General features: G+C 50.1%; 24 protein-coding genes and 2 tRNA genes. 6 read left to right on the top strand and 20 right to left on the bottom strand.

Translation table 11 applies throughout. From position 1 onward, the window contains the following. Positions 1-210: 210 nt before the first annotated feature. The 10 genes from infB to rlmE form a co-directional block, all read right to left on the bottom strand. The gene (gene infB, locus EB241_RS15160) at positions 211-2,901 is read right to left on the bottom strand and encodes a translation initiation factor IF-2 (protein ID WP_124233952.1); all 2,691 of its coding nucleotides are present in this window, start codon (positions 2,899-2,901) and stop codon (positions 211-213) included. Between the two features lie 24 nt (positions 2,902-2,925). Continuing rightward, positions 2,926-4,431 (bottom strand): transcription termination factor NusA, encoded by a 1,506-nt coding sequence (gene nusA / locus EB241_RS15155; RefSeq protein WP_124233951.1) that lies wholly within the window; start codon positions 4,429-4,431, stop codon positions 2,926-2,928. 24 nt (positions 4,432-4,455) lie between these two features. Continuing rightward, positions 4,456-4,908 carry a ribosome maturation factor RimP gene (gene rimP, locus EB241_RS15150; protein ID WP_148089650.1) on the bottom strand — a complete coding sequence of 151 codons (453 nt, stop codon included), beginning with the start codon at positions 4,906-4,908 and terminating at the stop codon, positions 4,456-4,458. A gap of 211 nt (positions 4,909-5,119) precedes the next feature. Further along, positions 5,120-5,196: transfer RNA gene (locus EB241_RS15145), tRNA-Met, on the bottom strand. A 59-nt stretch (positions 5,197-5,255) separates the two neighbouring features. Continuing rightward, a tRNA-Leu gene (locus EB241_RS15140) sits at positions 5,256-5,342 on the bottom strand. A gap of 56 nt (positions 5,343-5,398) precedes the next feature. Continuing rightward, positions 5,399-5,734, bottom strand: coding sequence for a preprotein translocase subunit SecG (gene secG / locus EB241_RS15135; protein ID WP_124233950.1), 336 nt, complete (start codon positions 5,732-5,734; stop codon positions 5,399-5,401). A 293-nt stretch (positions 5,735-6,027) separates the two neighbouring features. Then, on the bottom strand, positions 6,028-7,362 hold the full coding sequence (gene glmM / locus EB241_RS15130; protein WP_124233949.1) for a phosphoglucosamine mutase: 1,335 nt from the start codon (positions 7,360-7,362) through the stop codon (positions 6,028-6,030). Between the two features lie 4 nt (positions 7,363-7,366). Beyond that, the gene (folP, locus tag EB241_RS15125; RefSeq protein WP_124233948.1) at positions 7,367-8,203 is read right to left on the bottom strand and encodes a dihydropteroate synthase; all 837 of its coding nucleotides are present in this window, start codon (positions 8,201-8,203) and stop codon (positions 7,367-7,369) included. 101 nt (positions 8,204-8,304) lie between these two features. Continuing rightward, positions 8,305-10,236: an ATP-dependent zinc metalloprotease FtsH gene (ftsH, locus tag EB241_RS15120; RefSeq protein ID WP_124233947.1), complete on the bottom strand. Its 1,932-nt coding sequence runs from the start codon at positions 10,234-10,236 to the stop codon at positions 8,305-8,307. Between the two features lie 55 nt (positions 10,237-10,291). Next, complete coding sequence (gene rlmE / locus EB241_RS15115) at positions 10,292-10,921, bottom strand: 23S rRNA (uridine(2552)-2'-O)-methyltransferase RlmE (protein ID WP_124233946.1); 630 nt, start codon at positions 10,919-10,921, stop codon at positions 10,292-10,294. Positions 10,922-11,048: 127 nt separating this feature from the next. On the opposite strand from rlmE, the gene yhbY reads away from it, so the two are divergent. Then, positions 11,049-11,342: a ribosome assembly RNA-binding protein YhbY gene (yhbY, locus tag EB241_RS15110; protein ID WP_124233945.1), complete on the top strand. Its 294-nt coding sequence runs from the start codon at positions 11,049-11,051 to the stop codon at positions 11,340-11,342. 120 nt (positions 11,343-11,462) lie between these two features. Here the strand turns inward: yhbY and greA are convergent, their stop codons facing one another. Further along, positions 11,463-11,939: a transcription elongation factor GreA gene (gene greA, locus EB241_RS15105; protein ID WP_124233944.1), complete on the bottom strand. Its 477-nt coding sequence runs from the start codon at positions 11,937-11,939 to the stop codon at positions 11,463-11,465. Positions 11,940-12,187: 248 nt separating this feature from the next. On the opposite strand from greA, the gene dacB reads away from it, so the two are divergent. The 3 genes from dacB to pmrB are packed head-to-tail and all read left to right on the top strand — an operon-like array spanning position 12,188 to position 15,341. After that, the gene (gene dacB / locus EB241_RS15100) at positions 12,188-13,621 is read left to right on the top strand and encodes a serine-type D-Ala-D-Ala carboxypeptidase (protein ID WP_124234003.1); all 1,434 of its coding nucleotides are present in this window, start codon (positions 12,188-12,190) and stop codon (positions 13,619-13,621) included. A 5-nt stretch (positions 13,622-13,626) separates the two neighbouring features. Beyond that, on the top strand, positions 13,627-14,289 hold the full coding sequence (gene pmrA / locus EB241_RS15095) for a two-component system response regulator PmrA (RefSeq protein ID WP_124233943.1): 663 nt from the start codon (positions 13,627-13,629) through the stop codon (positions 14,287-14,289). Further along, complete coding sequence (pmrB, locus tag EB241_RS15090) at positions 14,286-15,341, top strand: two-component system sensor histidine kinase PmrB (protein WP_124233942.1); 1,056 nt, start codon at positions 14,286-14,288, stop codon at positions 15,339-15,341. The genes pmrA and pmrB overlap by 4 nt, the downstream gene beginning before the upstream one ends. A gap of 159 nt (positions 15,342-15,500) precedes the next feature. Here pmrB and cgtA read toward each other — a convergent pair whose 3' ends face one another. The 3 genes from cgtA to rplU form a co-directional block, all read right to left on the bottom strand. Next, complete coding sequence (cgtA, locus tag EB241_RS15085; protein ID WP_124233941.1) at positions 15,501-16,679, bottom strand: Obg family GTPase CgtA; 1,179 nt, start codon at positions 16,677-16,679, stop codon at positions 15,501-15,503. A gap of 319 nt (positions 16,680-16,998) precedes the next feature. Next, positions 16,999-17,256, bottom strand: a complete 258-nt coding sequence (gene rpmA / locus EB241_RS15080; RefSeq protein WP_016190554.1) for a 50S ribosomal protein L27 — start codon at positions 17,254-17,256, stop codon at positions 16,999-17,001. Between the two features lie 15 nt (positions 17,257-17,271). After that, positions 17,272-17,583, bottom strand: a complete 312-nt coding sequence (rplU, locus tag EB241_RS15075; RefSeq protein ID WP_034936744.1) for a 50S ribosomal protein L21 — start codon at positions 17,581-17,583, stop codon at positions 17,272-17,274. Between the two features lie 257 nt (positions 17,584-17,840). Here rplU and ispB point away from each other — a divergent pair, with 257 nt between their 5' ends. Both ispB and EB241_RS15065 read left to right on the top strand, forming a co-directional pair. Continuing rightward, the gene (ispB, locus tag EB241_RS15070; protein WP_124233940.1) at positions 17,841-18,812 is read left to right on the top strand and encodes an octaprenyl diphosphate synthase; all 972 of its coding nucleotides are present in this window, start codon (positions 17,841-17,843) and stop codon (positions 18,810-18,812) included. Positions 18,813-19,032: 220 nt separating this feature from the next. After that, on the top strand, positions 19,033-19,293 hold the full coding sequence (locus tag EB241_RS15065; protein ID WP_124233939.1) for a helix-turn-helix domain-containing protein: 261 nt from the start codon (positions 19,033-19,035) through the stop codon (positions 19,291-19,293). Positions 19,294-19,343: 50 nt separating this feature from the next. Here EB241_RS15065 and murA read toward each other — a convergent pair whose 3' ends face one another. From murA to mlaE, 6 genes are all read right to left on the bottom strand, one after another. After that, positions 19,344-20,606: a UDP-N-acetylglucosamine 1-carboxyvinyltransferase gene (murA, locus tag EB241_RS15060; RefSeq protein ID WP_124233938.1), complete on the bottom strand. Its 1,263-nt coding sequence runs from the start codon at positions 20,604-20,606 to the stop codon at positions 19,344-19,346. A 74-nt stretch (positions 20,607-20,680) separates the two neighbouring features. Continuing rightward, positions 20,681-20,935, bottom strand: a complete 255-nt coding sequence (gene ibaG, locus EB241_RS15055) for a BolA family iron metabolism protein IbaG (protein WP_124234002.1) — start codon at positions 20,933-20,935, stop codon at positions 20,681-20,683. 124 nt (positions 20,936-21,059) lie between these two features. Beyond that, positions 21,060-21,356 (bottom strand): lipid asymmetry maintenance protein MlaB, encoded by a 297-nt coding sequence (gene mlaB / locus EB241_RS15050; protein ID WP_124233937.1) that lies wholly within the window; start codon positions 21,354-21,356, stop codon positions 21,060-21,062. Then, a complete protein-coding gene (mlaC, locus tag EB241_RS15045; RefSeq protein WP_124234001.1) occupies positions 21,353-21,991 on the bottom strand; it encodes a phospholipid-binding protein MlaC in 639 nt (212 codons plus the stop codon). The genes mlaB and mlaC overlap by 4 nt, the downstream gene beginning before the upstream one ends. Then, complete coding sequence (gene mlaD, locus EB241_RS15040) at positions 21,991-22,551, bottom strand: outer membrane lipid asymmetry maintenance protein MlaD (RefSeq protein WP_124233936.1); 561 nt, start codon at positions 22,549-22,551, stop codon at positions 21,991-21,993. Before mlaD ends, mlaC begins: the two co-directional genes overlap by 1 nt. 4 nt (positions 22,552-22,555) lie before the next feature. Next, entirely contained in the window at positions 22,556-23,338 is a 783-nt protein-coding gene (gene mlaE, locus EB241_RS15035) for a lipid asymmetry maintenance ABC transporter permease subunit MlaE (RefSeq protein ID WP_124233935.1), read from the bottom strand. Positions 23,339-23,342: the final 4 nt, after the last annotated feature.

Here is a 23,342-nt window from a genome sequence, read left to right as displayed (position 1 = left end):
CAGAGAACGGACTAATGGTGCGCGACCCGAAGGGCCGGGGACAAATCACGTTGCTCCTGCGTGATTCGCCATTTGTTTGGATAACCAAACAAATGGCGAACGCCTTACTGCAACGCTATTTGACCACTGGCGGTCTTCACGCACAATGGTGGGATACAGCCTATGGGAGGCGCGCCAGCCTCCCAAATAAGTCACTTTTTCAGGCGACCATTAAGCGATAGTACGCTGGATTTCGATCACTTCGAACACTTCGATCATATCGCCAACGCGTACATCGTTGTAGTTCTTCACGCCGATACCGCACTCCATGCCATTACGCACTTCGTTGACGTCATCTTTGAAGCGGCGCAGAGATTCCAGCTCACCTTCATAGATAACCACGTTGTCGCGCAGAACACGGATTGGATTGTGACGTTTAATGTTACCTTCCGTCACCATACAACCAGCGATGGCACCAAACTTAGGTGATTTGAATACGTCACGTACTTCAGCAAGACCGATTATCTGCTGCTTGTACTCAGGTGCCAGCATACCGCTCATCGCCTGTTTCACTTCGTCAATCAGGTTATAGATGACGGAGTAGTAACGCAGGTCCAGGCTTTCTGAATCAATGACGCGACGTGCAGAAGCATCAGCACGAACGTTGAAGCCAACCAGAATTGCGTTTGATGCAGCCGCAAGTGTGGCGTCAGTTTCAGTGATACCACCCACACCGGAACCAACGATTTTAACTTTCACTTCGTCAGTAGAGAGTTTAAGCAGCGAATCAGAGATGGCTTCGACAGAACCCTGAACGTCAGCTTTCAGCACGATATTCAGCTCAGAGACTTCGCCTTCCGTCATGTTAGCGAACATGTTCTCAAGCTTGGATTTCTGCTGACGTGCCAGCTTAACTTCACGGAATTTGCCCTGGCGATAGAGAGCCACTTCACGCGCTTTTTTCTCATCACGCACCACTGTTGCTTCATCACCAGCAGCAGGAACGCCTGATAAACCAAGGATTTCGACAGGAATAGAAGGACCTGCTTCTAAAACTTCACGTCCCAGCTCATCACGCATTGCACGCACACGGCCATATTCAAAGCCGCACAGCACGATATCGCCTTTATTCAGCGTACCTTCACGCACCAGTACGGTAGCAACCGGACCACGACCTTTGTCCAGGAAAGATTCGATTACCACACCGCTTGCCATACCCTGGCGAACTGCGGTTAGTTCCAGAACTTCCGCCTGCAAGAGGATAGCATTCAGCAGGTCATCAATACCGGTACCGGCTTTGGCAGACACATTAACAAACATGTTCTCGCCGCCCCACTCTTCGGGAATGATACCGTACTGAGTGAGTTCGTTTTTAACGCGATCCGGATCGGCTTCTGGCTTGTCGATCTTGTTCACCGCAACCACAACAGGCACTTTTGCCGCTTTGGCATGCTGAATGGCTTCGACAGTTTGAGGCATTACGCCATCGTCGGCTGCAACCACAAGAATAACGATATCCGTTGCCTGAGCACCGCGAGCACGCATTGCGGTAAAGGCAGCATGGCCCGGCGTATCCAGGAAGGTGATCATTCCGTTGTCAGTTTCAACGTGATAGGCACCAATATGCTGGGTAATACCACCCGCCTCGCCAGAGGCGACTTTAGTGGAGCGGATATAATCCAGCAGAGAGGTTTTACCGTGATCGACGTGGCCCATGATGGTCACAACAGGGGCTCGCGATTCCATCGCTGCATCCGTATCACGATCGCTCATTACCGCTTCTTCCAGCTCGTTTTCACGGCGAAGCGTCACTTTATGTCCCATCTCTTCCGCTACCAGCTGGGCAGTTTCCTGATCGATCACCTGATTGATAGTGGCCATGGCTCCCATTTTCATCATCACTTTGATGACCTGAGAACCTTTCACCGCCATTTTGTTGGCTAATTCCGCTACGGTGATGGTTTCACCGATGATGACGTCGCGGTTAACCGCCTGCACAGGCTTATTAAAGCCCTGTTGCAGCGTACTGGATTTACGCTTACCGCCTTTGCCGCCACGGAATTGCGCCCGCGCTTCTTCACGGTCAGTTTTCGCTTCAGAATGCTTATTGCTTTTTTTACGTTGCGTAGCTTTAGCAGGGCGAGCTGCACGGGAACGACGGTCGCCTTCGACCTGCGCATCGTTTTCGTCTTCAGCAGCACGGGCATGTGTAGACGTGGTGACATGGTAGTCAGCAGTGTCTTCCACTTCTTTCTCCGCTTCAGCCCACTCGGAGCCTTTTTCTTCCGCCATCTTACGGGCAGCTTCTGCAACACGCTTCGCTTCTTCTTCAATCTTGCGACGTGCTTCCTGTTCAGCTTTATGCTTCAGTTCAGCAGCTTCAGCTTCCCGTCGGGCTTTATCAGATTGGTTTGCCCGGGCCATTTCGTCAGTATGTTGATTGCTCACTTTATCTTTTTCCGCTGCTTCACGTTTGGCTTTATCAGCTGCCTCACGTTTAGCCTGCTCCTCGGCTTCACGCTTCGCTTTCTCTTGAGCTTCGCGCTGGGCTTTTTCTTCAGCCTCGCGACGCGCCCGTTCTTCCGCTTCACGCTGTGCCTGCTCTTCTGCTTCAGCCTGTTCAGCCTCTGCAGGATCGCCTTTTACATAGGTACGCTTTTTGCGGACTTCAATTTGCACCGATTTACTTTTACCCCCGGTGCCAGGAATATTCAAGGTGCTGCGCGTCTTGCGCTGCAAAGTAAGTTTACCAGAATCGCCATTCTGAGCACGATTCAGATAAGTCAGGAGCGTTTCTTTTTCCTGCTGCGTCACAGAATCAGCGGCAGACTTACGGATCCCTGCATCAGCGAATTGCTGTACCAGGCGTTCTACCGGAGTCTGAATCTCTGCGGCCAGCGATTTTACGGTTACATCTGTCATGCTGTTCCTTCCTGCTACAGTTTGTTATGCGTCGTCACCGAACCAACAGATATTTCTGGCAGCCATAATCAGCTCACCAGCCTGTTCATCGCTCAGGCCTTCAATATCTGACAGATCGTCAACACCCTGCTCGGCAAGATCTTCCAGCGTGCAAACGCCTGCTGCCGCCAGCTTGTATGCCAGCTCACGATCCAGACCTTCCAGACTCAGCAAGTCTTCTGCCGGCAGATTCGTACCGTGGTTCTCTGCTTTTTCGAGAGCAAGTGTGGTTAACGCATTTTTTGCACGATCGCGGAGCGCTTCAACGGTCTCTTCATCCAGACCGTCAATTTCCAGCAGCTCGTTAATCGGTACGTAAGCCAACTCTTCAAGCGAAGAGAAACCTTCTTCAACCAGAACGGTCGCAAACTCTTCATCAATATCGAGATGGCGGGTAAAGACGTCGATAGCAGCGTGGGCTTCAGCCTGATGCTTGGCCTGCAAGTCGTCTACCGTCATCACATTCAGTTCCCAGCCGCTCAGCTGAGAAGCCAGGCGAACGTTCTGACCATTACGGCCAATCGCCTGAGCCAGATTTCCAGATTCAACAGCGATATCCATGGTGTGATTATCTTCATCAACAACGATGGATGCGACATCTGCCGGAGCCATAGCATTGATCACGAATTGGGCAGGATTATCATCCCAAAGTACGATATCAATACGTTCGCCACCCAGCTCACTGGAAACCGCCTGAACGCGCGCGCCACGCATTCCGACACAGGCACCGACCGGATCAATACGCTTGTCGTTGGTTTTCACCGCAATTTTAGCGCGTGAGCCAGGATCGCGGGCAGCTGCTTTAATCTCAAGCACTTCTTCAGCGATTTCAGGCACTTCAATACGGAAAAGTTCAATCAGCATTTCTGGTTTTGAGCGGCTGACAAACAATTGCGCACCACGAGCTTCAGGACGCACGGCATAAAGCACACCGCGAATACGGTCGCCCGGGCGGAAGTTTTCACGTGGCAGCATATCCTCACGAATAATCACAGCTTCGGCGTTGGTACTGGAACCATCGTTTGGCCGCACTTCAAGCGAAATATTGTCACGGTTAACTTTTTTCACCACGCCGGTGATAATTTCCCCTTCCTGCTCACGGAACTGGTCGACCACCATCGCCCGCTCTGCTTCGCGGACTTTCTGGACAATAACTTGCTTAGCCGTCTGGGTGGTGATTCGGTCAAAGGTAACCGACTCAATCTGATCTTCTACAAAATCGCCTGCATTCAATGACTCATCATCGAAACGTGCCGCTTCCAGGGTGATTTCACGGGTTGGCATGGTAACTTCATCAACAATAAGCCAGCGGCGAAAAGTGTCAAAATCACCACTTTTGCGGTCAATACTGACGCGCACGTCGATTTCCTGCTCATATTTTTTCTTGGTAGCCGTGGCAAGTGCACTCTCCAGCGCTTCGAAAATCTTTTCACGCGGGAGGGATTTCTCGTTAGATACTGCCTCAACTACAGCTAAAATTTCTTTGTTCATCCTGGTATGCCTCAATCCGGACTTTTAAAAGTGGGGAACCAGGTTCGCCTTCTGGATGTTGCTCAGCGCGAACACTTCGTTGTTGCCTTCAACAGCAACAGTAATCATCTCACCCTCAACAGATTTGATGATCCCCTGCCATTTACGGCGGTTCTGTACGGCCATACGCAACACCAGACTCACTTCTTCACCCGTAAATCTTGCATAGTGTTCAGCGGTAAAGAGTGGGCGGTCAAGGCCTGGTGAGGAGACTTCAAGGTTATAAGCCACGGTGATGGGGTCCTCAACATCAAACACGGCACTAACCTGGTGACTGACATCGGCGCAATCATCAACAGTGATGCCATCTTCACTATCAATATAGATGCGCAATGTAGAAGTGCGGCCGCGTATAAACTCAATACCGACCAGCTCAAAGCCAAGCGCTTCTACCGGTGCTGCAATCAGCTCTGTTAATTTTTGCTCTAATGTGGACAATCCCACCCCCAAGACATAAAAAAAGGGCCTAATAGCCCAGTTTGCTGTTTCCTGATAACAAAAAACCCCGAAAATTCGGGGCGTTAAGCGACTGGACCCTGTACGCCATAAATGGCGGATTCGGCACAATCCAGAAGAATCTTTTTCAAAATCTGCTGTTGATGCCTACTTTCAGACACACAGTATATTTGAAAATAACTCTAAGGGAAAATGGTTGCGGGGGCCGGATTTGAACCGACGACCTTCGGGTTATGAGCCCGACGAGCTACCAGGCTGCTCCACCCCGCGTCCGAAAACGTGGCAAATACTACGCCGAACTTGCAAAAAATGCAAGCAAAACTGAGATTTGGTACCGAGGACGGGACTTGAACCCGTAAGCCCATGCGGGCACTACCACCTCAAGGTAGCGTGTCTACCAATTCCACCACCACGGCACAAAAGATTGCGACTTTTTTCATTCTGTCGCGTCGAACATAACAACATTTACTACTTACTGAGGGATATCACTACCCGGTGTGGCCGGCTTAGCTGGCTGGCCCTGCTGCTGAGATTGTGCAGGCTGAGTCAGATTTTCCCACTCGCTTCCTTTCTGAGTTTTGTTACTGTTGATGTTGCCCAGAATCAGACTGATGATGAAGAACAACGTCGCCAGTACTGCGGTCAGACGGGTCATAAAGTTGCCTGAACCGTTAGAGCCAAACAGCGTTGCCGAGGAGCCAGCACCAAATGACGCACCCATATCAGCGCCTTTACCCTGTTGCAGCATAATCAGACCAACAAGGCCTATTGCCACAATAAGGAAAACAACCAAAAGAGCTTCGTACATAATTCAACCTGTTCCTTGCGCACGTGTCGCACATCAAAAGCGTCAAACTCATCAGGGATTGAGTATCATCGCCACCCATCAGAAGCGGGTGTGAATACTAACCAAAGCGGTCTGCCCACGCAAGGGTAATTTACTGCCACCTTGTCGTTTGCAGAAAAAAACAGCAAAAAAACCGATCGCATAAAAAAAACGTCGATAAATCAGACGTTCGCCGCCGTTTATTTACGCAACGCGGACAACCAGGCAAATATTGTGCAATTTAATTATCTACTCCGCCCGGAAGCTGTCCGCGTTTAAACCGCCTTAACTGAGTCAGCAATACGGTGTGCCAGCAACTTCACCTGTTCCTCATTCTCACCCTCAACCATCACCCGAATCAATGGCTCCGTACCAGATTTACGCAGCAGTACACGTCCTCGCCCACTTAACTCCTTTTCAACCTCAGCGGTGACTGATCTAACCAGTTCATCTTCCAACGGATCGATTTCGCCACTAAAGCGGACGTTTACCAGAATTTGCGGCAACAGTTTCATTCCGCTACATAAGTCATGAAGACTCATATGGTTGCGTACCATAGCAGTAAGCACCTGCAAACCTGCAACGATACCATCTCCGGTGGTGGTTTTATCCAGCAGGATAACGTGGCCGGAGTTTTCCGCCCCCAAACGCCAGCCTTTTTCCTGCAATTTTTCCAAAACGTAACGGTCGCCCACTTTAGCACGGGCGAAAGGAATGCCCAGCTGCTTGAGAGCCAGCTCCAACCCCATGTTGCTCATCAGTGTGCCTACCACGCCACCTCGCAGTTGCCCCTGGCGCAGGCCCTCACGCGCAATAATGTACAGGATCTGGTCGCCATCCACTTTATGACCAAGATGGTCCACCATCATGATACGATCGCCATCGCCATCGTAAGCAAGACCAATATCTGCTTTTTCTGCCAGTACGCGTGCCTGTAGCTGACGAACATCGGTTGCACCACACTCTTTGTTGATGTTCATACCGTCTGGCTGTACGCCCAGCGTAATCACCGTTGCTCCCAGCTCGCGCAATACATTCGGCGCAATATGGTAGGTGGCGCCATTGGCACAATCCACGACGATTTTCAGCCCGTTCAGACTCAGTTCACTTGGAAAGGTTCCTTTGCAAAACTCAATGTAGCGACCAGCAGCATCAACAATTCGGCTGGCACGCCCCAGTTCGGCTGATTCCACGCAGGTAATGGGCTTTTCCATTTCAGCTTCAATGGCTTCCTCAACGTCGTCAGGCAGTTTGGTCCCTTCAATGGAGAAAAATTTAATACCGTTGTCATCAAAAGGATTGTGTGAAGCAGAAATAACAATCCCGGCTTCTGCCCGAAAGGTACGGGTCAGATAAGCAATGGCTGGCGTTGGCATCGGTCCGGTAAAAGCCGCCGACAGGCCTGCCGCAGCCAGTCCTGCTTCCAGCGCAGACTCCAACATATAACCGGAAATGCGCGTGTCCTTGCCAATAATGATTTTTTTTGAGCCGTTTCTCGCCAGCACTTTACCCGCAGCCCAGCCAAGTTTCAGCACGAAATCAGGGGTAATTGGAGATTCGCCAACTTTTCCGCGAATACCATCAGTGCCAAAATACTTACGATTGCTCATAGGGTTACTCTTCCTTCGCTGACAGTGTTGCTTCGACGATGCGCATTGCTTCGACGGTTTCTTTAACATCATGGACACGCAAAATGTGCGCACCCTGCATAGCGGCAATCACGGCACAAGCCAGGCTGCCGGTCAGACGCTGCGATGGTCCGACATTCAGCAACTGACCAATCATACTCTTACGTGACATTCCCACCAGCAACGGTATACCAAATCGATGAAAATCAGCCAGGTGCGCCAGCAACTGATAATTGTGACCGAGATTCTTACCAAAACCAAACCCGGGATCGAGCAGCAGCTGCTCTTTTTTTATTCCTGCGGCTTCACAACGGGAAATATGCTCAACAAAAAATGCCTCAACATCGCGTAGCAAGTGCCGGTAGTGGGGAGATTGTTGCATGGTGCGTGGCTCTCCCTGCATATGCATCAGACTGACCGGCAACCCTGTCGCTGCCGCAGCCTCCAACGCTCCCGGTTCCTGTAATGAACGGATGTCATTAATTAAATGTGCACCAGCCTGTGCTGATTCACGAATCACCTCAGGTTTAGAGGTATCCACTGAAATCCACACTTCAAAGCGCTGCGAAATTGCTTCCACAACCGGTATCACCCGCCCCAGTTCCTCCTCAAGGCTAATCTCACTGGCTCCCGGACGCGTGGACTCCCCACCAATATCAATGATGGTTGCACCTGCATTGATCATCTCATTAGCGTGTGTAACCGCCTGAATTAAATCGTTATGCTTGCCGCCATCTGAGAAAGAATCCGGCGTCACATTTAAAATACCCATAACATGGGGATGTGACAGATCGAGCACGGAATCTCTGGCGTAAAGCTTCATAACGGTATCTCTCCTGAGGGGGTTGCCGATCGTATTGCGTTTTTGGAATATAAAAAACCCCGGTCAGCGCCGGGGTTTGTGGTTGGCTCGCTAAGACAGGATTATTTATCGCCCATCTGCTCTGACATGGTGTTACCTGGATTTGGCACTCGCGGTTCATCAACCGGTCGCGGTGCCTTTGGCGTACCATTATTATCAGAATTATTAGTTCCGGGATCTTCCCAACCCGCAGGCGGTCGCACTTCACGACGTGCCATCAGATCGTCAATCTGCGGAGCATCAATGGTTTCATACTTCATTAGCGCATCTTTCATTGCATGAAGGATATCCATATTTTCATTCAGGATACGACGGGCACGCTCATAGTTGCCTTCCACCAGTGATTTGACTTCCTGGTCGATAATGCGGGCAGTTTCATCAGACATGTGCTTCGCTTTGGCGACAGAACGACCAAGGAAAACTTCACCTTCTTCTTCTGCATACAATAGCGGACCCAGTTTCTCTGAGAAGCCCCATTGCGTTACCATGTTACGCGCTATGGATGTTGCAACCTTGATGTCATTAGATGCACCGGTAGAAACGTGCTCAACACCATAAATAATCTCTTCCGCCAGGCGGCCGCCATACAGAGTGGAAATCTGGCTTTCCAGTTTCTGGCGACTGGCACTGATTGCATCACCTTCAGGTAGGAAGAAGGTGACGCCCAATGCGCGACCACGAGGAATGATGGTGACTTTATGAACCGGATCATGTTCAGGAACCAGTCGACCAATGATGGCATGGCCTGCTTCATGGTAGGCGGTGGATTCCTTCTGTGCCTCGGTCATCACCATGGAGCGACGTTCTGCTCCCATCATGATCTTGTCTTTCGCCTTCTCGAACTCAACCATCGACACGACACGGCGATTACCACGAGCAGCGAACAGGGCGGCTTCGTTCACCAGATTCGCGAGGTCCGCACCGGAAAAGCCTGGCGTACCACGTGCAATAATTGCTGCATCAATATCGGTGGCCAACGGAACACGGCGCATATGAACTTTCAGAATTTGCTCACGGCCACGTACATCAGGAAGACCTACGACAACCTGCCTGTCAAAACGACCAGGTCGTAGCAGCGCAGGATCAAGCACATCAGGCCGGTTAGTGGCGGCAATAACGATAATGCCTTCGTTGCCTTCGAAACCATCCATCTCAACCAGCATCTGGTTCAGCGTCTGCTCTCGTTCATCATGACCACCGCCCAAGCCAGCGCCACGCTGGCGACCGACAGCATCTATCTCATCAATAAAGATGATGCAAGGTGCGGCTTTCTTTGCCTGCTCAAACATGTCACGGACGCGTGAAGCACCCACACCAACGAACATTTCTACGAAATCAGAACCTGAAATGGTAAAAAATGGTACTTTTGCTTCACCTGCAATGGCTTTGGCCAGCAATGTTTTACCGGTACCCGGAGGACCGACCATCAGCACGCCTTTCGGGATTTTACCACCCAGTTTCTGGAAGCGACTTGGCTCACGCAGGTATTCAACCAGCTCTCCCACTTCCTCTTTCGCTTCATCGCAACCTGCGACATCAGCAAAAGTGGTTTTAATCTGATCTTCTGTCAGCATACGGGCTTTGCTTTTACCAAAGGACATCGCGCCCTTGCCGCCGCCGCCCTGCATCTGACGCATAAAGAATATCCAGACACCGATAAGCAAGAGCATCGGGAACCAGGAAATGAAGATCGATGCCAGCAGGCTCGGCTCTTCAGGCGGTTCACCAACTACTTTTACATTTTTAGTCAACAGGTTATCGAGTAACTTGGGATCGTTGACGGGAATGTAGGTCGTGTATCGATTACTGTCTTTTTTGGTAACGTTGATTTCACGCCCGTTTATACGCGCCTCGCGGACCTGATCCTGATTCACTTCGGACAGGAAAGTTGAGTAATCAACCCTACGGCCGTTTGACTCGCTGGGCCCGAAGCTCTGGAAGACCGACATCAGCACAACTGCGATGACTAACCAAAGAATCAGGTTTTTCGCCATGTCACTCAAGGGATTAACCTCATATTACAACTGTGTTAACAGACAGCGTAGGGTACTATAGTTTGCGCCCAGTCGCTACAATGTACACTTCGCGCGAACGAGAGCGCGAAGAATCCGGTTTACGAATTTTTACTTTCGTAAACAGGGAGCGAATTTCCCGGAGGTAATCTTCAAAGCCATCTCCCTGAAACACTTTCACTAAAAAACTACCGCCAGGTGCCAGTACATCCCGACACATTTCCAGCGCAAGCTCAACTAAATACATTGATCTTGGGATATCAACCTCTGGTGTTCCGGTCATGTTTGGTGCCATATCTGACATCACAACCTGTATCTCGTCATTTCCGACACGATCCATCAGCGCTTTCAGCACCAGTTCATCACGAAAATCACCCTGCAGGAAATCAACGCCAACGATGGGATCCATAGGCAGGATATCACAAGCGATAACGCGACCTTTATTGCCAATCTGCGTTACCACATATTGTGACCAGCCCCCCGGTGCGGCACCAAGGTCAACTACCGTCATACCATGCTTAAACAGCTTGTCACTTTGCTGTATTTCATCAAGTTTAAACCAGGCACGGGAGCGTAGCCCTTTTTTCTGTGCCTCAAGCACATATTTATCGCTAAAGTGTTCCTGTAACCAGCGGCTGGAACTGGCCGAACGCTTTTTACCAGTCATACAATTTCCAACTATGATTCAACGTATGCGATAAATAAACCACGCAAACAACCACGCCGATTTGGCGATATACCTGAGATGGCGGTAGAATGACCCGTTTTCAATCCCAATGTAAGTAAAAAATACGATGAATCTGAGTACCAAACAAAAACAACACCTGAAAGGACTGGCCCACCCTCTGAAACCCGTAGTAATGCTGGGTAACAATGGCCTGACCGAAGGAGTGCTGGCCGAAATCGAACAGGCACTGGAACACCACGAACTTATTAAGGTTAAAATCGCCACGGAAGACCGTGAGACGAAAAGCCTGGTTGTCGATGCTATCGTACGTGAGACCAATGCCGCTAACGTGCAGGTGATCGGTAAAACACTGGTGCTTTACCGCCCCTCAAAGGAAGGTAAAATTTCCCTTCCACGCTGATTTCAGGAAACTGCCTGAAATCAACCAAGAGAAATTGCCACGCCTCTGATGCTGATAAAAGGCCGCTTCGCGGCCTTTTCCTTTCTTTACAATCTGCGGAAGTGATTAACCGCCTGGCGTTCAGAGATATTGGACCTTAAGAATCTCATACTCAACGTCACCACCCGGGGTTTTAATAACGGTAATATCATCCACTTCTTTACCAATCAAACCTCGTGCCATTGGCGAGTTCACGGAAATCAAATTTTGTTTGAAATCAGCCTCGTCGTCGCCAACTATACGGTAAGTCGACTCTTCATCTGTCTCCAGATTTAATACAGTAACGGTGGAGCCAAAAATGATACGGCCATTTGCATTCATTTTAGTGACATCAATCACCTGTGCATTAGACAACTTGGCTTCAATTTCCTGAATTCGACCTTCGCAGAACCCCTGCTCTTCGCGCGCCGCATGATACTCTGCATTCTCTTTTAAATCGCCGTGCTCACGCGCTTCAGCAATCGAGGCAATAATTCTGGGGCGTTTAATGGTTTTCAGCTCTTCCAGCTCTTCGCGCAGTCTCTCGGCGCCCCTTAACGTCATTGGAATCTGATTCATCTCAATACCTCGTAAACTCTGTCCTGTGCAAAATTCAGTCATCCTGACAGGTTGATGCAGAAAACGCGTTCTGCGGCGCTTGCCTCTGAATTACAAAAAAATAACGCCGACCCGGAGGTATGTCTCAGGGCCTGAAGATTTTGCATTTTGATACGTATTTTACCGCAGAGTTCCGGGTGGGTCATCGTTTACTTTACACCTTGAAGCACCGTAGTATGGCAACATCACCTGCCAGTAAACGCGAGATTATGCGATTTTCATCATTTATAACCGCTCTGACCAGCGCATTTATACTAAATGTTCACGCTGCTCAGGTCGAAGACTACACCCAGTATCTTCCTGACGGCGCAAATCTGACACTGATTGTCCAAAAAATAGGCGCAAGCACCCCTTCAATCGACTATCACAGCAAGCAGATGGCGCTTCCGGCCAGCACCATGAAAGTGATTACTGCACTGGCGGCGTTACTGCAACTGGGACCTGATTACCGTTTTCATACCCAGCTGGAAAGTAAGGGAAAAATCAGTGATGGAACGCTACAAGGCGATCTCGTCGCACGCTTCGGCGGCGATCCCACGCTGACACGACAGGATTTACGCAACATGGTTTCCTCGCTCAAAAAGCAGGGCATCCAGCACATTCAGGGGAATCTGGTCATCGATACCTCCGTTTTTGCCAGTCATGATAAAGCGCCAGGCTGGCCATGGAACGACCTTACCCAGTGTTTCAGCGCACCTCCGGGAGCTGCTATCGTCGACCGCAATTGCTTCTCTGTATCGCTTTACAGTGCCCCTACCCCGGGAGATAAGGCTTTTATTCGCGTGGCATCTTACTATCCGGTCAATATGTTCAGCGAAGTGCGCACGCTGGCACGAGGATCATCCGATGGACAATATTGTGAACTGGACGTTATGCCGGGCGAACTGAACCGCTTTACCCTTACTGGCTGTATGACTCAACGTGCAGAGCCCCTGCCGTTAGCCTTTGCTATCCAGGATGGTGCCAGCTATGCCGGTGCTTTGATGAAAGCAGAATTGCAGAATGCCGGTATCGACTATTCAGGCCATCTGGTGCGTCAGACACAAGTCACTCCTCCGGCCAGTGTACTCGCAGAAACGCAGTCTGCACCGTTGCACGATCTGTTGAAAATTATGCTGAAGAAGTCCGACAACATGATTGCGGACACCGTATTTCGCACCATTGGCCACGAGCACTTCGGTGTGCCTGGAACCTGGCGCGCTGGTTCAGATGCTGTGCGGCAAATCCTGCGTCAAAAGGCTGATGTTGATCTGGGCAACAGTATTCAGGTTGATGGTTCCGGCCTGTCGCGACACGATCTGATATCTCCCGCCACGATGATGCAAGTGTTGCAGTACATTGCAAAAAATGATCGGCAATTAAACTTTATTTCCATGCTACCTCTCGCAGGTTATGACGGCACATTGCGTTATCGCGGCGGTCTGCATGAGGCGGGTGTCGATGGCAAGGTGTCAGCCAAGACGGGCTCACTGCAAGGCGTCTACAATCTTGCTGGTTTTATGACCACCGTCAGCGGTCAGCGCGTGGCTTTTGTTCAGTATCTTTCTGGCTATGCTGTTCCGCCACAGGATCAAAAACAGCGTCGCATTCCGCTGGTTCGCTTTGAAAGCCGACTTTATAAAGATGTTTACCAAAACAACTGACGACCATGAAACTATTGATTGTGGAAGATGATGCTCTGTTATTGAGCGGGTTGGTTCAGGCGCTTACCAGTGAGGGCTACGCAGTGGACTCAGCAACAAAGGGGGCAGAAGCTTGTGCCCTGTTGCTGAGTGGGCAATATAGCCTGATCATACTCGACCTTGGTTTGCCGGACAGAGATGGAAGCGATCTGCTTCGTCAATGGCGCAAAGAGCATGTCGATTTGCCCGTGCTGATACTTACGGCTCGCGATGCTCTGGAAGACCGGGTGAATGGACTGGATGCGGGTGCTGATGATTATCTGATCAAGCCTTTTGCCCTTGTCGAACTGAAAGCCCGCGTTCGGGCGTTGATCCGTCGTTATCAGGGACGAAGTGATAATTTGCTGCAACATGGCGATATCTCATTAAACCTCTCTTCCAGGCAGGTTTATCTGGACAACAAGCCAGTGGAGATTACCCCCAAAGAATTTGCGTTGCTTACCCGCCTGCTGATGAGAATTGGTCAGACAGTTCACCGGGAAACCTTACAACAGGACCTCTACAGTTGGCAGGATGATACCAGCTCCAATACGTTAGAAGTGCATATTCATAATTTGCGCCGCAAGCTGGGCAAGGATCGTATCAAAACGTTGCGCGGCGTTGGATATCGTCTGGAAGAAAGATCGTGAACAGCATGCGTCGGCGTTTATTGATTATGCTGGCCCTTATACTGACGGCCTGCCAGTTGATCAGCGCTGCCTGGTTGTGGCACGAAAGCCGCGAGCAGATAGGCTTTCTGGTCAATGAAACACTTTCAGCACACGCACGTAATGAGCGGGTTGAAAGAGAGATACACGAAGCAATCGCCTCTTTGTTGCTCCCATCCGTGGTGATGGTTTGCTTTACCTTATTACTGTCATTCTGGGCAATAAGCTGGGTTATCCGCCCCTTGCAATCACTGCAAAAAAGTCTGTCAGAACGTTCTGCGGATAAGCTAACTCCTCTGCCACATTTTTCTGACATGACTGAGATCGCGGCGGTAACCGGAGCAATGAATCAGCTTTTGGCCAGGCTGGATAATACCTTGCAACAGGAACGGCTGTTCACCGCAGACGCAGCACATGAGCTAAGAACCCCACTTGCCGGATTACGGCTGCATCTTGAGTTGCTTGAGCAACAGGGTATTGCACAGGGGCCTATGTTGGTTCAGCGCATTGATCAACTGGTACTCGTCATTGAGCAACTGTTGATGCTCTCAAGGGCAGGACAGGCGCTGGCAAGCGGCCATTATCAGGTTGTCAGTTGGCAACAGGTGTTTGAACCATTACGGGCTGAAATGATCGAAATGCTGACCCTGCGTAATCAGACGCTCAGCCTGCATGGCGATGTAACACACCATATTCAGGGTGACGCCGTATTGCTAAGGTTAATGCTACGTAATTTGCTTGAAAATGCCTGCAGATACAGCCCAAAAGGTAGCCATATCAGCCTGATTGTACAACAGGAAAAACACGGCAGTAGCTTTACGGTTCAGGATGAAGGTCCCGGTATCGATCCCTGCTGTGCATCAGACATGACCAAAGCATTTCGCCGTATGGATCAGCGTTATGGAGGAAGTGGACTGGGACTTAATATCGTCCAGCGAATTGCACAAATTCATTGCGGAGAACTACGTTTAAGTAACCGCCTGGAGCGTAGCGGCTTAAACGCTAGCTGTTGGCTACCCACTAAACTGAATTAAGCTGCAGCCGGTCGTTTTTATCGCCCGGAAATAAGTAGAAATGACCAATTGCCAGATACGATTTGCGCCCTTGCAAGCCTTTGTCCACAGGCAGGAGATGAAGGCGTTTCTGGCAAAAGATAATAAAAAAAAGGACACAAATTGTGTCCCTTTAATGCATTAACGCTGATAGACGATCTCAACACCTTCGTCGTCATCTTCGTCCCAGTCGTCATCCCAGTCATCGTCTTCTTCCACCGCCTGTTCAGCCTCTTCCAACTGCTGCCGGTGGTAGTCGTCCCACATAAATTCTACTTTCTCTGGCTGCTTCTCAGTGACTTCTGCCTCTTTCGGATTGGCCTTGAGGAAAGCCATCACATCCCAGCAAAGTGGAGTGACACCTGCACGATTGGCAGCAGAGATCAGATAATATTTATCGCTCCAGCCCAGAGCTTCGGCAATGGTACGGGCGCGGGATTCAGCATCTTTTGGATCCAGCAGGTCGGCTTTATTGAACACCAGCCAACGCGGCTTGTTATACAGTTTTTCACTGTATTTTTTTAACTCAGCCAGAATAATACGGGCATTTTCTACCGGATCAGATTCATCAATCGGTGCCAGATCGATGGTATGTAACAATATGCGGCAACGCTCAAGATGCTTAAGGAAGCGGATCCCCAGACCTGCTCCATCAGAAGCGCCTTCTATCAGCCCGGGAATGTCCGCGACGACAAAGCTTTGCTCACTGTCCATGCGCACCACACCCAGACTGGGTGCCAGGGTGGTAAAAGGATAGTCAGCGACTTTAGGCCTCGCGGCAGATACGGCACGGATAAAGGTTGATTTACCGGCATTGGGTAGCCCCAACATGCCTACATCCGCCAACAGCAACAACTCAAGCTGTAAATCACGTTTTTCACCCTGTGTACCCATGGTTTTCTGACGCGGGGTGCGATTCACCGATGATTTAAAACGACTGTTACCCAGACCATGCCAGCCACCTTTAGCAACCATTTGTAGCTGACCATGGCTCATCATATCACCGAGCGTTTCGCCAGTACCCTGATCTATAACACGGGTTCCAACCGGCACCTTAATGATAATGTCCTGTCCGCGCTTACCGGTGCAATCACGGCTTTGACCATTCTGACCGCGTTCCGCCCGAAAAGACTTCTCAAAGCGATAGTCGATCAGCGTGTTCAGGTTTTCGTCAGCCTGAAGGTAAACATCACCGCCGTCTCCGCCATCACCGCCATCCGGTCCACCCTTAGGAATATATTTCTCACGACGGAAGCTGACGCAGCCATTACCACCATCACCCGCAGCAACGAGGATCGTCGCTTCATCAACAAACTTCATGTTACTTCTCCGTAAATCACTGGCCCTGTCGCTCTGCAATGATGGTAAGGAACGATCCGTCAGAACAGGCCGGAACCTGATGACGGGAGCAGAGTGCCCGGAGCCAAAAAATCGGGCGTTGCATTACGCTCCTGAAAGGGAGTTCTCAAGACATCGTGCAACCTGACAGATAAAGTGTACAGCAAAAAAATTGCGGTGGACCTGCTGACTTTAGCGCCAACAGGCTGAAAGCAGAATGTAAAAAGCCCCGCAATTATTAGCGGGGCTTTTTATTCGCTGCTGAAAGTGCTGTTACATAGCGCTCTCGGGCACGAAAACCTTATTCAGCAACGATGCTGATATATTTACGGTTGTTCGGGCCTTTCACTTCAAACAGGACCTTACCATTTGCAGTTGCAAAGAGGGTGTGGTCACGGCCGCAGCCTACATTGTTGCCTGCGTGAAATTTGGTTCCACGTTGACGAACGATAATGCTACCAGCCAAAACTGATTCACCGCCAAAACGCTTAACACCAAGACGTTTTGCATTCGAGTCGCGACCATTTCGTGTGGAGCCGCCAGCCTTTTTGTGTGCCATTTGTCAGATCTCCTCTTAGGCGCTGATGCCAGTGATCTTCACATCAGTGAACCACTGACGGTGACCCTGCTGCTTACGGTAGTGCTTACGACGACGGAACTTAACAATTTTAACTTTCTCGCCACGACCATGAGCAACAATTTCTGCTTTGATCACGCCACCTGAAACTAAAGGCGCGCCAATAGTTACATCTTCACCGTTAGCAATCATCAGAACCTGGTCGAACTCAATTGTTTCGCCGGTTGCAATATCCAGCTTTTCCAGGCGAACGGTCTGACCTTCGCTTACTCGGTGTTGTTTACCACCACTTTGGAAAACCGCGTACATATAAACTCCGCTTTCGCGCTTGCCATCTTAGGTTTCAGGCCGCGCTATAAATATTCACAATAGGGCGCGAATTCTACGCAAGTTCACAGGCAATGACAAGGGGCTGTTGCAGGGTATTGCAGAAAAAAATGCAAAACGTATGCAAACGTTTCTCCACCGGGATTTTCAAGTACAATCTGTTATACATTACTCATTGCCGCAGGCACGGGTAAAGACGCTTATCATAGCAGTACACTGAGCAATAGCTGAACAAACTGATGAACTTAGAACAGATAAACGAACTCACCGCGCAAGACATGGCGGACATTAATACTACAATTCTTGAACAGCTGAATTCTGAGGTTCCCCTCATCAATCAGATGGGTTACTACATCATTAACAGCGGGGGGAAACGTATTCGCCCAATGATCGCCGCTTTGACAGCTCGTGCGCTTAATTACGATGGTAAACAACACATTACCGTAGCCGCGGTGATCGAATTCATTCATACCGCCACACTGTTGCATGATGATGTGGTTGATGAGTCAGACATGCGTCGCGGCAAAGCCACCGCTAACGCGACCTTTGGCAACGCTGCCAGCGTTCTGGTAGGGGATTTTATCTATACCCGCGCATGCCAGATGATGGCTGGGCTTGGCTCTTTGCCCGTACTGGCCCTGATGTCTGAAGCCCTGAACGTGATTACCGAAGGTGAAATGCTGCAGCTGATGAACTGCAACGATCCAGATATCAGCGAAGAGACCTACATGCGGGTGATTTACAGTAAGACGGCGCGTCTGTTTGAAGCTGCCGCGCAATCTTCTGCGATCCTTGCCTGTGCCACGCCCGAGCAGGAAAAAGGGGTGCAGAATTATGGTCGATTTATTGGAACTGCATTTCAGTTAATTGATGACTTGCTGGATTATGACGCTGACGGCAAAACCCTTGGTAAAAACGTTGGAGATGACCTTAGCGAAGGAAAACCTACACTTCCCCTGCTTCATGCCATGCGTAACGGTACACCAGAGCAATCGGCAATGATTCGGAGTGCCATTGAGCAGGGAAATGGTCGCCATTTATTGAAGCCTGTGCTGGAAACCATGCATCAATGCGGTTCACTGGTATGGACGCGTAAGATCGCAGAACAGGAAGCCGATAAAGCGATTGCCGCGCTCAGAGCATTACCAGAATCACCCTGGCGTAGCGCACTCGAAGCATTAGCGCACATGTCGGTTCAACGCGAGTTCTGATCATACACAAGCGCGGTAATCCGCGCTTTTCATCTCTGAACCACGATCTCCATAATGCACTTCGCTTACAAATCAGCGCCAATCTGTGCTGCAAAAACCTTACTTTGTTTCCTTACTTTTGCGTAATGCGGCACAAAATCGATTAAACATTAAGAAAGAATTGGAAATTACTGGAATGTTATTGCTATAAAATCATCCTGCGAACATGGAGGACGAGCAGATGCATCAAAAGAAAAAAGACTGGCACAATGCCGACATCATTGCAGGTTTGCGTAAACAGGGTACCACGCTGGCGGCCCTATCCCGTGAAGCAGGATTAAGTTCCTCAACGTTGGCCAACGCGTTGTTTCGCCCATGGCCAAAAGGAGAGTGGCTTATTGCTGATGCGTTAATGATTCATCCCGCTGAAATCTGGCCGAGTCGTTACTACGATCCAGTAAGCCACAATCTTATCGATCGCAAGCGATTAATCCGCCCCTGAAAAAAGGCCGGTAGTACATATGTACTACCGGCCTTCATAACACAGGATACTTATTCTTCGCCGCTTACACGCTCGATATTAGCGCCTAACGCCTTAAGCTTATCTTCAATGTGCTCATAACCACGGTCAATGTGATAAATACGATCAACAATCGTAGTACCTTCAGCAATACATCCTGCCAGAACCAGACTGGCTGACGCCCGCAGGTCTGTAGCCATAACCTGGGCACCAGAAAGTTTCTCAACGCCATGGCAGATAGCGGTATTGCTCTCCAGCTCCGCATGCGCACCCATACGAATTAATTCTGGCACATGCATAAACCGGTTCTCGAAGATTGTTTCAGTAATGACACCCGTTCCTTCGGCAATCAGGTTCATCAGACTGAATTGCGCCTGCATATCAGTAGGAAAACCAGGATGGGGGGCCGTGCGGAAATTAACGGCCTTTGGACGCTTGCCATGCATATCAAGCGTAATCCAGTCCTGCCCCAGCTCAATATCCGCGCCAGCCTCACGCAGCTTGGCAAGAACCGCATCCAGGGTGTCCGGCTGAGTAGACCGACAAGTTACCTTCCCACCGGAAATTGCCGCCGCAATCAGGAAAGTCCCCGTTTCAATACGATCTGGCAGGACGCGGTATACCCCCCCACCCAGACGTTCTACGCCTTCAATGGTGATACGATCGCTGCCGGCACCGCTGATTTTTGCGCCCAATGTATTAAGGAAATTTGCGGTGTCAACGATTTCAGGCTCACGCGCCGCATTTTCTATTATCGTCGTGCCGGTGGCCAGAGTTGCTGCACTCATAATAGTGACTGTCGCGCCCACACTCACCTTATCCATGACGATATGCGCCCCTTTCAGACGCCCATCAACAAACGCTTTTACGTAGCCCTCTTCAAGCCTGATTTCAGCGCCCAGCTGTTCCAGACCAGTAATATGCAAATCAACCGGACGGGCACCAATTGCACAGCCGCCGGGCAGGGAAACCTGTCCCTGGCCAAAGCGTGCCACCAGTGGACCAAGCGCCCAGATAGAAGCACGCATGGTTTTCACCAGTTCATATGGCGCACAGTAGATATTGACCTCACTGGCGTCCAGATGCACTGAACCATTGCGTTCCACCTTCACACCAAGCTGACTGAGCAGTTTCATGGTGGTATCAATGTCCTTCAGTTTCGGGACATTCTGGATCTCGACAGGATCGGACGCCAGCAGGGCAGCGAACAGGATCGGCAGCGCCGCATTTTTTGCGCCAGAAATTGTAACTTCCCCACTTAAGCGGGTTGGACCCTGTACACGGAATTTATCCATTACACCAGCTCTCTTTGATCAGACGTAAATTTCTGTCCCCGCACCATGACCAGTGCGGTGAACACAATCACTGCTTAAAAACCATTAAGCTTACGGTCACGGGCCCATTCTTCCGGGGTAAAGGTTTTAATTGATACCGCGTGGATACGGTTATCGGCGATGTAAGCCATCAGCGGAGCATAGACCGTTTGCTGCTTCTTCACGCGACTGAGTTCACTGAACAACTCACCAACGGCAATCACCTGAAAATGGCTGCCATCGCCAGTAACGTGGACTTCCTGCAACGGTAACGCGCCCATCAGCACGGATTGAATTTCACTGGTTTCCATCATGCTTCAAAATTCACTTAAGGATTAACGAGCCACACATCTTAGTGGAAAGTGGCGCTATCTTAAACAGGCAAAAAAAACCTCTGCCACAGCAGAGGTTTTTAACAGGGGTTATCCACATTTTTCAGGAATGGGATACGATGATTTGCTCAAGGTTATACAGCGAAATCAGTGTACGCAGTTTATCGGTAACCCCTGTAAAACGGGGATTTTTTCCCCATCGTACAGCAAGCTGTCGCAGGTGAACCAACAGTGCCAGACCCGCGGTGTCCACCCTTTCCAACGCAGAAACATCAATGATATTAACCTGCGCCATGACCGTTTCACGCTGCTCCCACAACGCTGCCAGCGTCTGCCGTTCCAGTTCACCGAATAAAAGCAGCTGATTATCAACCAGATGCCATTTAAGTTGGTCGCTCATTGCGGTTGTTTATCCAGCTTAATAGGCTGATTAGCGTAGGATTTAAGCAACTGAGTCAGGCCATCAATCCCTTTCTGACGAAGCACATCGCTCCATTCATTCTGTTTAGTGGTGATCATACTGACACCTTCAGCAATCATGTCGTACGCCTGCCAGTCACCGGTACGGGTGTTTTTACGCCACTGAAAATCGAGACGAACCGGTGGACGGCCATTTGGATCGTTAATGGTCACACGAATAGCAATGATGCTGGCATCAGCATAAGGCTGCTGAGGTGCAATTTGGTAAGTCTGACCGTTGTAAAGTGCTAACGCCTGGCCGTATGCCTGAGCAAGATAGTCACCAAAAGCGTTGAAATAGGCCTCACGTTGCGCGGGAGTCGCTTCCCGATAGTAACGGCCCAGCACCAGAGCGCCGGCATATTTAGTCTGAACATACGGCAGTAATTCTTCACGAACGACCTGCCGCAAATAATTTGGGTCCTGCTTGATTTTAGGCTGCTCATTTTTGAGGCGAGTAAAGGTTTTCTCTGCCGCCTCATTCATCAGCTGATAAGGATTAGTTTGATCCACTGCGGCGTTAGCCGCAACCGGGGCAACAACTAACATGGCTATCATCAGGAAACGTTTAAACATCATTTGCCCTCTTCTGGGTGAGTCGTTGCAGTCGGCGTCTGGTGTCCATTTACGTCTGGTGCCACCGACGAAGCGTTTTTGTTGTCATTGGCGTTACCGCTCTTGTAGAGGAACTGGCCAATCAAATCCTCCAGCACCATGGCTGATTTGGTGTCCTGTAGCGTACTACCATCTTTAAGCATAGATGTTCCCATTTCAGGATCATCAAAGCCAACGTTCAGTGCCAGAAATTGTTCGCCAAGCAACCCGGAGCTGCGGATCGCCAGTGAGCTGGTATCCGGTAGCTGGTTATATTTATCGTTGATATTCATCGTTACGCGAGGGGTGTACGTTTTGCTGTCCAGACCGATATCCGTCACCCGGCCAATCACCACTCCGCCAATTTTGACCGGAGAGCCGATTTTCAAACCACCGATATTGTCAAAGGTGGCGTATAACCGCCAGGTTGGCTCGCTACCCAACGATTTCAGGTCGGCCACCCGCAGACAGAGGAACAATGCGGCAGCCAGTGCCAACAATAAGAATGCTCCTACCAAAATTTCGCTTTTTTTCGTTTGCATTACATCAGTTCCCAAACATCAGTGCTGTCAGCACAAAATCTAAACCAAGTACCGCGAGAGAAGCATGAACCACAGTGCGCGTCGTGGCTCTGCTGATACCTTCTGAGGTTGGAATCGCATCATAGCCGTTAAAGAGTGCAATCCAGCTTACTGCGAAAGCAAATACCGCACTTTTGATAACGCAGTTAACAATATCGGTTCGCACATCAACGGCATTTTGCATTGCTGACCAGAAGAAACCGGTATCGATGCCCTTCCAGCCGACACCGACAATCGCCCCACCCAGTATTCCCACAGCGACAAAAATCAACGTCAACAGCGGCATACTAATGAACCCGGCCCAAAAGCGTGGAGAAATAATCCGCCTGAGTGGGTCAACAGCCATCATTTCCATACTGGAGAGTTGCTCCGTTGCCTTCATCAGACCAATTTCAGCGGTCAGTGCCGAACCGGCCCTGCCAGCAAACAACAGCGCGGTCACTACCGGCCCCAGTTCACGCAGTAATGACAACGCAACCAACATGCCCAGACTGCTTTCAGCGCCGTAAGTATTCAGTACCAGGTAACCCTGTAGCCCCAATACCATGCCGATAAACAAGCCGGAAACAACAATGATAAGGAGTGACAGAACGCCAATGCTATATAGCTGTTTCACTACCAGTGGCGCATGTTTACGAAAATGCGGCACGCCTATCAGCGCGTGAAAAAGCATCAATCCGGCGCGGCCAAAGGAGGCACAGGTATTAATTCCCTTGCGTCCCAGCGATGCCAGCGAACGTAGAAACATCAGT

The organism is Erwinia psidii, from assembly GCF_003846135.1.
Taxonomy (GTDB): domain Bacteria; phylum Pseudomonadota; class Gammaproteobacteria; order Enterobacterales; family Enterobacteriaceae; genus Erwinia; species Erwinia psidii.
Note: the sequence above shows the minus strand (reverse complement) of the source record. Positions and strands in the feature narration are given on the sequence as shown.

Bases quoted from the DNA above. Each gene is read 5' to 3' on its own strand.
- rplU (WP_034936744.1), bottom strand. From the start codon at position 17,583: ATGTACGCGGTTTTCCAAAGTGGTGGTAAACAACACCGAGTAAGCGAA.
- pmrA (WP_124233943.1), top strand. From the start codon at position 13,627: ATGAAACTATTGATTGTGGAAGATGATGCTCTGTTATTGAGCGGGTTG.
- ftsH (WP_124233947.1), bottom strand. From the start codon at position 10,236: ATGGCGAAAAACCTGATTCTTTGGTTAGTCATCGCAGTTGTGCTGATG.
- rlmE (WP_124233946.1), bottom strand. From the start codon at position 10,921: ATGACTGGTAAAAAGCGTTCGGCCAGTTCCAGCCGCTGGTTACAGGAA.
- mlaE (WP_124233935.1), bottom strand. From the start codon at position 23,338: ATGTTTCTACGTTCGCTGGCATCGCTGGGACGCAAGGGAATTAATACC.
- mlaD (WP_124233936.1), bottom strand. From the start codon at position 22,551: ATGCAAACGAAAAAAAGCGAAATTTTGGTAGGAGCATTCTTATTGTTG.
- secG (WP_124233950.1), bottom strand. From the start codon at position 5,734: ATGTACGAAGCTCTTTTGGTTGTTTTCCTTATTGTGGCAATAGGCCTT.
- glmM (WP_124233949.1), bottom strand. From the start codon at position 7,362: ATGAGCAATCGTAAGTATTTTGGCACTGATGGTATTCGCGGAAAAGTT.
- infB (WP_124233952.1), bottom strand. From the start codon at position 2,901: ATGACAGATGTAACCGTAAAATCGCTGGCCGCAGAGATTCAGACTCCG.
- greA (WP_124233944.1), bottom strand. From the start codon at position 11,939: ATGAATCAGATTCCAATGACGTTAAGGGGCGCCGAGAGACTGCGCGAA.
- folP (WP_124233948.1), bottom strand. From the start codon at position 8,203: ATGAAGCTTTACGCCAGAGATTCCGTGCTCGATCTGTCACATCCCCAT.
- yhbY (WP_124233945.1), top strand. From the start codon at position 11,049: ATGAATCTGAGTACCAAACAAAAACAACACCTGAAAGGACTGGCCCAC.
- murA (WP_124233938.1), bottom strand. From the start codon at position 20,606: ATGGATAAATTCCGTGTACAGGGTCCAACCCGCTTAAGTGGGGAAGTT.
- nusA (WP_124233951.1), bottom strand. From the start codon at position 4,431: ATGAACAAAGAAATTTTAGCTGTAGTTGAGGCAGTATCTAACGAGAAA.
- cgtA (WP_124233941.1), bottom strand. From the start codon at position 16,679: ATGAAGTTTGTTGATGAAGCGACGATCCTCGTTGCTGCGGGTGATGGT.
- mlaB (WP_124233937.1), bottom strand. From the start codon at position 21,356: ATGAGCGACCAACTTAAATGGCATCTGGTTGATAATCAGCTGCTTTTA.
- rpmA (WP_016190554.1), bottom strand. From the start codon at position 17,256: ATGGCACACAAAAAGGCTGGCGGCTCCACACGAAATGGTCGCGACTCG.
- EB241_RS15065 (WP_124233939.1), top strand. From the start codon at position 19,033: ATGCATCAAAAGAAAAAAGACTGGCACAATGCCGACATCATTGCAGGT.
- dacB (WP_124234003.1), top strand. From the start codon at position 12,188: ATGCGATTTTCATCATTTATAACCGCTCTGACCAGCGCATTTATACTA.
- mlaC (WP_124234001.1), bottom strand. From the start codon at position 21,991: ATGTTTAAACGTTTCCTGATGATAGCCATGTTAGTTGTTGCCCCGGTT.
- ispB (WP_124233940.1), top strand. From the start codon at position 17,841: ATGAACTTAGAACAGATAAACGAACTCACCGCGCAAGACATGGCGGAC.
- ibaG (WP_124234002.1), bottom strand. From the start codon at position 20,935: ATGGAAACCAGTGAAATTCAATCCGTGCTGATGGGCGCGTTACCGTTG.